At 69.3% G+C, this 8821-nt stretch carries 7 protein-coding genes; 1 reads left to right on the forward strand and 6 read right to left on the reverse strand.

Features of this window, described 5'->3' with window-relative positions:
• Window positions 1-35 precede the first annotated feature (35 nt).
• The 6 genes from carB to pyrR all read right to left on the reverse strand — a co-directional run bounded on the left by carB (window position 36) and on the right by pyrR (window position 8011).
• On the reverse strand, window positions 36-3344 hold the full coding sequence (gene carB / locus ACFWP7_RS33895) for a carbamoyl-phosphate synthase large subunit (RefSeq protein ID WP_384389508.1): 3309 nt from the start codon (window positions 3342-3344) through the stop codon (window positions 36-38).
• Window positions 3337-4479, reverse strand: coding sequence for a glutamine-hydrolyzing carbamoyl-phosphate synthase small subunit (gene carA, locus ACFWP7_RS33900; RefSeq protein WP_384389510.1), 1143 nt, complete (start codon window positions 4477-4479; stop codon window positions 3337-3339). Before carA ends, carB begins: the two co-directional genes overlap by 8 nt.
• Window positions 4476-5063 carry a hypothetical protein gene (locus tag ACFWP7_RS33905; protein WP_384389513.1) on the reverse strand — a complete coding sequence of 196 codons (588 nt, stop codon included), beginning with the start codon at window positions 5061-5063 and terminating at the stop codon, window positions 4476-4478. The genes carA and ACFWP7_RS33905 overlap by 4 nt, the downstream gene beginning before the upstream one ends.
• Window positions 5060-6346 (reverse strand): dihydroorotase, encoded by a 1287-nt coding sequence (locus tag ACFWP7_RS33910; protein ID WP_384389516.1) that lies wholly within the window; start codon window positions 6344-6346, stop codon window positions 5060-5062. The genes ACFWP7_RS33905 and ACFWP7_RS33910 overlap by 4 nt, the downstream gene beginning before the upstream one ends.
• Window positions 6347-6350: 4 nt before the next feature.
• On the reverse strand, window positions 6351-7328 hold the full coding sequence (locus tag ACFWP7_RS33915; protein ID WP_384389519.1) for an aspartate carbamoyltransferase catalytic subunit: 978 nt from the start codon (window positions 7326-7328) through the stop codon (window positions 6351-6353).
• Window positions 7329-7420: 92 nt separating this feature from the next.
• Window positions 7421-8011, reverse strand: a complete 591-nt coding sequence (gene pyrR / locus ACFWP7_RS33920) for a bifunctional pyr operon transcriptional regulator/uracil phosphoribosyltransferase PyrR (RefSeq protein ID WP_384389522.1) — start codon at window positions 8009-8011, stop codon at window positions 7421-7423.
• A 253-nt stretch (window positions 8012-8264) separates the two neighbouring features.
• Between pyrR and bldD the strand changes: the two genes are divergently transcribed.
• Window positions 8265-8765, forward strand: coding sequence for a transcriptional regulator BldD (bldD, locus tag ACFWP7_RS33925; RefSeq protein ID WP_067366005.1), 501 nt, complete (start codon window positions 8265-8267; stop codon window positions 8763-8765).
• Window positions 8766-8821: the final 56 nt, after the last annotated feature.

Consider the following 8821-nt stretch of genomic DNA (forward strand, 5'->3'; position numbering starts at 1 on the left):
GGGGGACACCGTTTCCGGTGTCCCCCTCAGGGCTGCTAGTCGCGGCCCGCGGTCAGATGCTCGGCGTGTTCCTGCAGTGAACGCACGCCCACGTCACCGCGGTTGAGCGCGTCGATGCCCTGGACGGCTGCGGCGAGCGCCTGAACCGTCGTCAGGCACGGGACGGACCGCGCCACGGCCGCCGTACGGATCTCGTAGCCGTCGAGTCGGCCGCCGGTGCCGTACGGCGTGTTGACGATGAGGTCGACCTGGCCGTCGTGGATGAGCTGGACGATGGTCTTCTCGCCGTTCGGACCCGCGCCCTCGCTCTGCTTGCGCACGACCGTGGCGTTGAGACCGTTGCGCCTGAGCACCTCGGCCGTACCGGACGTGGCGAGCAACTCGAAGCCGTGGGCGACCAGTTCACGCGCCGGGAAGATCATCGAGCGCTTGTCGCGGTTGGCGACGGAGATGAAGGCACGGCCCCTGGTCGGCAGCGGACCGTACGCGCCCGCCTGGGACTTGGCGTACGCCGTACCGAACACCGAGTCGATGCCCATGACTTCACCGGTAGAGCGCATCTCCGGGCCGAGCACCGTGTCGACACCGCGCCCGTGGATGTCGCGGAAGCGCGACCACGGCATGACGGCCTCCTTGACGGAGATCGGCGCGTCGAGCGGAAGCGTGCCGCCGTCACCGTTGGCGGGCAGCAGCCCCTCGGCCCGCAGTTCGGCGACGGTCGCGCCGAGCGAGATGCGAGCGGCGGCCTTCGCCAGCGGTACCGCGGTCGCCTTCGAGGTGAAGGGGACGGTGCGCGAGGCACGCGGGTTGGCTTCGAGGACGTACAAGATGTCCCCGGCCAGCGCGAACTGGATGTTGATGAGTCCGCGTACGCCAACACCCTTGGCGATGGCCTCGGTCGAAGCCCGCAGCCGCTTGATGTCGAACCCGCCGAGGGTGATCGGCGGCAGCGCGCACGCCGAGTCGCCGGAGTGGATACCGGCCTCCTCGATGTGCTCCATGACGCCGCCGAGGTACAGCTCCTCGCCGTCGTACAGGGCGTCGACGTCGATCTCGATCGCGTCGTCGAGGAACCGGTCGACCAGCACCGGACGGGAGGGGCTGATCTCGGTCGACTCGGCGATGTAGGAGGACAGTCGCGTCTCGTCGTACACGATCTCCATGCCGCGTCCGCCGAGGACGTACGACGGCCGTACGAGGACCGGGTAGCCGATCTCGTCGGCGATGGCCTTGGCCCCGGCGAAGGTGGTGGCGGTGCCGTGCTTGGGAGCCGGCAGACCGGCCTCCTCCAGGACCCGCCCGAAGGCGCCGCGGTCCTCGGCGGCGTGGATGGCCTCGGGCGAAGTGCCCACGATCGGGACGCCGTTGTCTTTGAGGGCCTGTGCCAGCCCCAGCGGGGTCTGACCGCCGAGCTGCACGATCACACCCGCGACCGGACCGGCCAGCGTCTCCGCGTGCACGATCTCCAGCACGTCCTCGAGCGTCAGCGGCTCGAAGTACAGGCGGTCGGAGGTGTCGTAGTCGGTCGACACCGTCTCCGGGTTGCAGTTGACCATCACGGTCTCGTAGCCCGCGTCGCTCAGCGCGAAGGAGGCGTGGACGCAGGAGTAGTCGAACTCGATGCCCTGGCCGATGCGGTTGGGTCCTGAGCCCAGGATGATGACCGCGGGCTTCACGCGCGGCGCGACCTCGGTCTCCTCGTCGTAGGAGGAGTAGAAGTACGGCGTGTTGGCCGCGAACTCGGCGGCGCAGGTGTCGACCGTCTTGTAGACCGGGCGGATGCCGAGCGCGTGCCGCACCTCGCGGACGACGTCCTCGCGCAGCCCGCGGATCTCACCGATCTGGACGTCGGAGAAACCGTGCCGCTTGGCCTCCGCCAGCAGCTGGGGATCCAGCTTGTCGGCGGCCGCCAGCTCGTCCGCGGTCTCCTTGATCAGGAACAGCTGGTCCACGAACCACGGGTCGATCTTCGTCGACTCGAAGACCTCCTCGGGAGTGGCGCCCGCGCGGATGGCCTGCATGACGGAGTTGATACGCCCGTCGGTCGGCCGGGCCGCCTCTTCCAGCAGGAGCGCCTTGTCACCGGGCTCGCCCACGAACGTGAACTGCGAGCCCTTCTTCTCCAGCGAGCGCAGCGCCTTCTGCAGTGCCTCGGTGAAGTTGCGGCCGATCGCCATGGCCTCGCCGACCGACTTCATGGTCGTGGTGAGGGTGGAGTCGGCGCTCGGGAACTTCTCGAAGGCGAAGCGCGGGGCCTTGACGACGACGTAGTCGAGGGTCGGCTCGAAGGACGCCGGGGTCTTCTCCGTGATGTCGTTCGGGATCTCGTCGAGCGTGTAGCCGACGGCGAGCTTGGCCGCGATCTTGGCGATCGGGAAGCCGGTCGCCTTGGAGGCGAGGGCCGAGGAACGCGAGACACGCGGGTTCATCTCGATGACGATGATCCGGCCGTCGTCCGGGTTGACCGCGAACTGGATGTTGCAGCCGCCGGTGTCGACGCCGACCTCGCGGATGATCGCGATGCCGATGTCGCGCAGCCGCTGGTATTCGCGGTCGGTCAGCGTCATCGAGGGCGCGACGGTGATCGAGTCGCCGGTGTGCACGCCCATCGGGTCGAAGTTCTCGATGGAGCAGACGACCACGACGTTGTCGTGTCTGTCGCGCATCAGCTCCAGCTCGTACTCCTTCCAGCCGAGGATGGACTCCTCCAGGAGCACCTCGGTGGTCGGCGAGAGCGTGAGGCCCTGACCCGCGATCCGGCGCAGCTCCTCCTCGTCGTGCGCGAAGCCGGAGCCTGCGCCGCCCATGGTGAAGGAGGGCCGCACGACGACGGGGTAACCGCCCAGCGTCTCCACGCCCTTGAGGATGTCGTCCATGGAGTGGCAGATCACGGACAGGGCGGACTCGCCGTGCCCGATCTTGGCGCGGACGGCCTCGACGACGCCCTTGAAGAGCTCGCGGTCCTCGCCCTTGTTGATCGCCTCGACGTTGGCGCCGATCAGCTCGACGCCGTACTTCTCCAGGACACCCTGCTCGTGCATGGAGATGGCGGTGTTCAGGGCCGTCTGGCCGCCCAGGGTGGGCAGCAGGGCGTCAGGCCGCTCCTTGGCGATGATCTTCTCGACGAACTCCGGGGTGATCGGCTCGACGTAGGTGGCGTCGGCGATCTCCGGGTCGGTCATGATCGTCGCCGGGTTGGAGTTGACGAGGATGACCCTGAGCCCCTCGGCGCGCAGGACGCGGCACGCCTGGGTGCCGGAGTAGTCGAACTCGGCGGCCTGGCCGATGACGATCGGGCCGGAGCCGATGACCAGGACGGACTGGATATCGGTGCGCTTAGGCACGCTGGCCCTCCATGAGCTCTACGAAGCGGTCGAACAGGTAGGCCGCGTCATGCGGGCCCGCCGCCGCCTCGGGGTGGTACTGGACGCTGAAGGCCGGCTGGTCGAGCAGCTGAAGCCCCTCGACGACCTGGTCGTTCAGGCAGACGTGGGAGACCTCGGCGCGGCCGTAGGGGGTGTCGGACACCTTGTCGAGCGGCGCGTCGACGGCGAAGCCGTGGTTGTGCGCGGTGACCTCGACCTTGCCGGTCGTACGGTCCTGCACCGGCTGGTTGATGCCGCGGTGGCCGTACTTCAGCTTGTACGTGCCGAAGCCGAGCGCGCGGCCCAGGATCTGGTTGCCGAAGCAGATGCCGAAGAGCGGCGTCCTGCGCGCCAGCACTTCCTGCATGACGGCGACCGGGCCGTCGGCGGTCGCCGGGTCGCCGGGACCGTTCGAGAAGAACACCCCGTCGGGGTTCACCGCGAACACGTCCTCGGCCGTGGCCGTCGCGGGCAGCACATGCACCTCGATGCCGCGCTCGGCCATCCGGCGCGGGGTCATGCCCTTGATGCCCAGGTCGACGGCGGCGACGGTGAACTTCTTGTCGCCGATCGCGGGGACTACGTACGTTTCCTTGGTCGCGACCTCGGCGGCAAGGTTCGCGCCCTTCATCTCGGGCGCCTGCCGGACCTCGGCGAGCATGGTGCCCTCGTCAGGCAGCGCGTTGCCGGAGAAGATGCCGACGCGCATGGCGCCGCGCTCACGCAGGTGGCGGGTCAGGGCACGGGTGTCGATGCCGCTGATGCCGACGACACCCTGGTCGCGCAGTTCCTCGTCCAGCGAGCGCCGGGAGCGCCAGTTGGAGGACACGCGCGCGGGATCCCGTACGACATAACCGGCGACCCAGATCCGCTTCGACTCGGGGTCCTCGTCGTTCACGCCGGTGTTGCCGACGTGCGGGGAGGTCATCACGACGACCTGGCGGTGGTACGACGGGTCGGTGAGGGTCTCCTGGTAGCCGGTCATGCCGGTGGAGAACACCGCTTCGCCGAAGGTCTCCCCCACGGCCCCGTAGGCACGGCCGCGGAAGACCCGGCCGTCCTCCAGGACGAGTACGGCGGGAATCTTCACGGTTCCCTTGGTGGAGGTCGTCATCGTGCGCCTTCCGTGTCGTTGCTCATGTCGCCCTTGTGGCTCTTGTCGATCATGTCGTTCAGGGGGTCGACCCATTCGTTGTGCTCGGCCGCGCGGTCGGAGCGGAACCCCGAGTCGATCAGCCGGTCGCCGTGCGCCCAGGTGACGACGAGCAGGCCGCCCTCGGTGAGGACCTTGCCCGCGATGCCCTTGTCGAGCCTGGCCTCGCGGAGCTGCGCGGCCGGGACGAAGAAGTCGGCCGCTCCCGGGCGTACGACGTCAAGGCCCGCGTCCGTCAGCGTGAGCTCGACCCTGCTGCGGGTGCCCAGGCCGTGCGCGACGATGCGGTCCAGCCACTGCCCGGCGGTGGTGGAGCCGTGGTAGCGACCGGTCAGTTCAAGTCTCACCGGACCGAGGTCCGACGGCGCGGTGGGCAGCTCGGGCAGGTCGCCCTGGAGGGTGCCGCGCCACTTCCAGCCCTCGCGCATCAGCCAGTAGAGGAGCGCGACGAAGAGGGCGAGACCGACGAGCCAGCCGACGCGGGCGGCCCAGTCGGTCACTTCCGCCGACTTCTGTTCGGCGGCGATCATCAGCTGAGGTGTCACGCGAGCTTCCCGTCCACGAGGGTGGCCTTGCCCCGGAGCCAGGTGTGCGTGACACGGCCCGGCAGCTCACGGCCCTCGTACGGGGTGTTGCGGCTGCGCGAGGCGAAGCCCGCGGGGTCCACGGTCCCACGGTATTCCGTGTCGACCAGCGTGAGGTTGGCGGGCTCACCTGCCGAGACGGGACGGCCGTGACCGGTGGCCCGGCCGATCTCGGCGGGCTTGGCGGACATCCGGTCCGCGACACCGGCCCAGTCGAGCAGTCCGGTCTCGACCATCGTCTGCTGGACGACGGACAGCGCGGTTTCGAGCCCCACCATGCCCATGGCGGCCGCGGCCCACTCGCAGTCCTTGTCCTCGTGCGGGTGCGGGGCGTGGTCGGTGGCGACGATGTCGATCGTGCCGTCGGCGAGCGCCTGACGCAGGGCCAGCACGTCACGCTCGGTGCGCAGCGGGGGGTTGACCTTGTAGACCGGGTTGTACGTGCGTGCCAGTTCGTCGGTGAGGAGCAGGTGGTGCGGGGTGACCTCGGCGGTGACGTCGATGCCGCGGGACTTGGCCCAGCGGACGATCTCGACGGATCCGGCGGTCGACAGGTGGCAGATGTGGACGCGGGAGCCGACGTGCTCGGCGAGCAGGACGTCCCGGGCGATGATCGACTCCTCGGCCACCGCCGGCCAGCCGCCGAGCCCGAGTTCGGCGGAGACGACGCCCTCGTTCATCTGGGCGCCCTCGGTCAGCCGCGGCTCCTGCGCGTGCTGCGCGACGACCCCGCCGAACGCCTTCACGTACTCCAGCGCCCGGCGCATGATCACCGCGTCGTCCACGCACTTGCCGTCGTCCGAGAAGACCGTGACCCCGGCGGCGGACTCGTGCATGGCGCCCAGTTCGGCGAGCTTCTTGCCCTCCAGGCCGACGGTGACGGCGCCGATGGGCTGTACGTCGCAGTAGCCGTGCTCCTGGCCGAGCCGGTAGACCTGCTCGACGACACCGGCGGTGTCGGCTACCGGGAAGGTGTTGGCCATGGCGAACACGGCGGTGTAGCCACCGCTCGCCGCCGCCCGCGTGCCGGTCAGCACGGTCTCGGAGTCCTCGCGGCCCGGCTCACGCAGATGGGTGTGCAGATCGACGAGCCCCGGCAGCAGCACCTTGCCCTCGGCCTCGAACACCTCCGCGCCCTCGTCAAAGAGCCCGGTGCCGACCGCCTCGATGACCGGGCCGTCGACGAGTACGTCCTGCGGCTCGCCGCCGAGCACCCGCGCACCGCGGATAAGGATCTTGCTCATGTGCTTACTTCTCCTCGGTACGGGTGTGGGTGACGGCGGGCTCGTTGCCGCCAAGGAGCAGGTACAGGACGGCCATTCGGATCGAGACGCCGTTGGTGACCTGCTCGACGACGGTGCAGCGGTCCGAGTCGGCGACCTCGGCGGTGATCTCCATGCCGCGGACCATGGGGCCGGGGTGCATCACGATGGCGTGCTCCGGCATCCGCGCCATGCGGTCGCCGTCCAGGCCGTAGCGCCGCGAGTACTCGCGCTCGGTCGGGAAGAACGCCGCGTTCATCCGCTCGCGCTGCACACGCAGCAGCATCACGGCATCGGACTTGGAGAGCGTGCTGTCCAGGTCGTACGAGACCTCGCAGGGCCATGCCTCGACGCCGACCGGCACCAGCGTGGGCGGGGCGACGAGGGTGACCTCGGCGCCGAGGGTGTGCAGCAGGTCGACGTTGGAGCGGGCGACGCGGCTGTGCAGGATGTCGCCGACGAGCGTGATCCGCTTGCCGGCCAGGTCCTGCCCTATCCCTGCGTCCCGGCCGACGAGTCGGCGGCGCATGGTGAAGGCGTCGAGCAGGGCCTGGGTGGGGTGCTGGTGGGTGCCGTCACCGGCGTTGATGACGACTGCGTCGATCCAGCCGGACGTCGCGAGCCGGTAGGGGGCTCCGGAGGCGCCGTGCCGGATGACGACGGCGTCGACGCCCATGGCTTCGAGTGTCTGGGCGGTGTCCTTGAGGGACTCGCCCTTGGAGACGCTCGACCCCTTGGCCGTGAAGTTGATGACGTCCGCGGAGAGACGCTTCTCGGCGGCTTCGAAGGAGATCCGGGTACGGGTCGAGTCCTCGAAGAAGAGGTTGACGACGGTGCGGCCGCGCAGGGTCGGCAACTTCTTGATCGGCCGGTCGGCGACCCGGGCCATCTCCTCGGCGGTGTCGAGGATCAGGACGGCGTCGTCGCGGGTGAGGTCGGCGGCCGAGATGAGATGACGCTGCATCTTTCAGGCTCCGTAAGGAAGTTCAGTTCGCGGGAGATTTCGGGCGCGCGGCTGTGCGAGGGCGTACGAAAGGGACGTACGCCTGCGCGTGGCTACTGCTCGCCGCCCGTGGAGGTCCGCTTCGCACCGAGCAGCACGGTGTCGCGACCGTCCTCCTCGGCGAGCTGGACCTTGACCGTCTCCCGCAACGACGTGGGGAGGTTCTTGCCGACGTAGTCGGCGCGGATGGGCAGTTCACGGTGACCGCGGTCGACGAGAACCGCGAGCTGTACGGCGCGCGGGCGGCCGATGTCGTTCAGGGCGTCGAGCGCCGCGCGGATCGTGCGGCCGGAGAAGAGCACGTCGTCGACGAGGACGACCAGGCGGCCGTCGATGCCGTCGGCGGGGATCTCGGTGCGGGCCAGCGCGCGCGGTGGATGCATGCGCAGGTCGTCGCGGTACATGGTGATGTCGAGGGAGCCGACCGGGATCTTGCGGCCGGTGATCTCCGCCAGCTTCACGGCGAGCCGCCGGGCGAGGAAGACGCCCCGGGTCGGGATGCCGAGAAGCACCACGTCGTCGGCGCCCTTGGCGCGCTCGACGATCTCGTGGGCGATGCGGGTCAGCACCCGCGCGATGTCGGGGCCTTCGAGAACGGGCCGCGCATCGGCCTCGTACTGCTGCTTGTCATGCTCGGTGTCCATAGGAAACGGACCTCCTTCTCCGCCTCACGGGACGGATCATTAAAGGACGTCGGAATTGCGCCATCCACGCTACCAGCCCGGCAACGCGCCTGATCACCCCCCTTCAAGCCATGGCCGGTGACACCCACGGAAGGGTCGGTCCGGACCATTCGGCTTGACGGGGGAGAGTAACGCTGCGTAACCTCACAGTGAGTCACCAGAGTCACAAGCCGCGCGGCCGAGCCGCACGTTGATACAGCGTCCGGGGAGCTATATGTCCAGCGAATACGCCAAACAGCTCGGGGCCAAGCTCCGGGCCATCCGCACCCAGCAGGGCCTTTCCCTCCACGGCGTCGAGGAGAAGTCCCAGGGACGCTGGAAGGCGGTCGTGGTCGGTTCGTACGAGCGCGGAGACCGCGCCGTCACCGTGCAGCGTCTTGCCGAGCTCGCGGACTTCTACGGGGTTCCGGTGCAGGAGCTGCTGCCGGGCACCACTCCGGGCGGGGCCGCCGAGCCGCCGCCGAAGCTGGTCCTGGACCTTGAGCGCCTGGCCCACGTGCCGGCCGAGAAGGCGGGCCCCCTGCAGCGCTACGCGGCGACGATCCAGTCGCAGCGCGGTGACTACAACGGCAAGGTGCTGTCGATCCGCCAGGACGACCTGCGCACGCTCGCCGTCATCTACGACCAGTCGCCCTCGGTCCTCACCGAGCAGCTCATCAGCTGGGGCGTCCTGGACGCGGATGCGCGCCGCGCGGTCTCCCACGACGAGGGCTGATCCCAGTCGGCACTTGAGCAGAAACGTGCCGCCGGGGTGGCCGGAACACATCGTTC

The sequence above is a fragment of the Streptomyces sp. NPDC058470 genome, assembly GCF_042721055.1.
Lineage (GTDB): Bacteria > Actinomycetota > Actinomycetes > Streptomycetales > Streptomycetaceae > Streptomyces.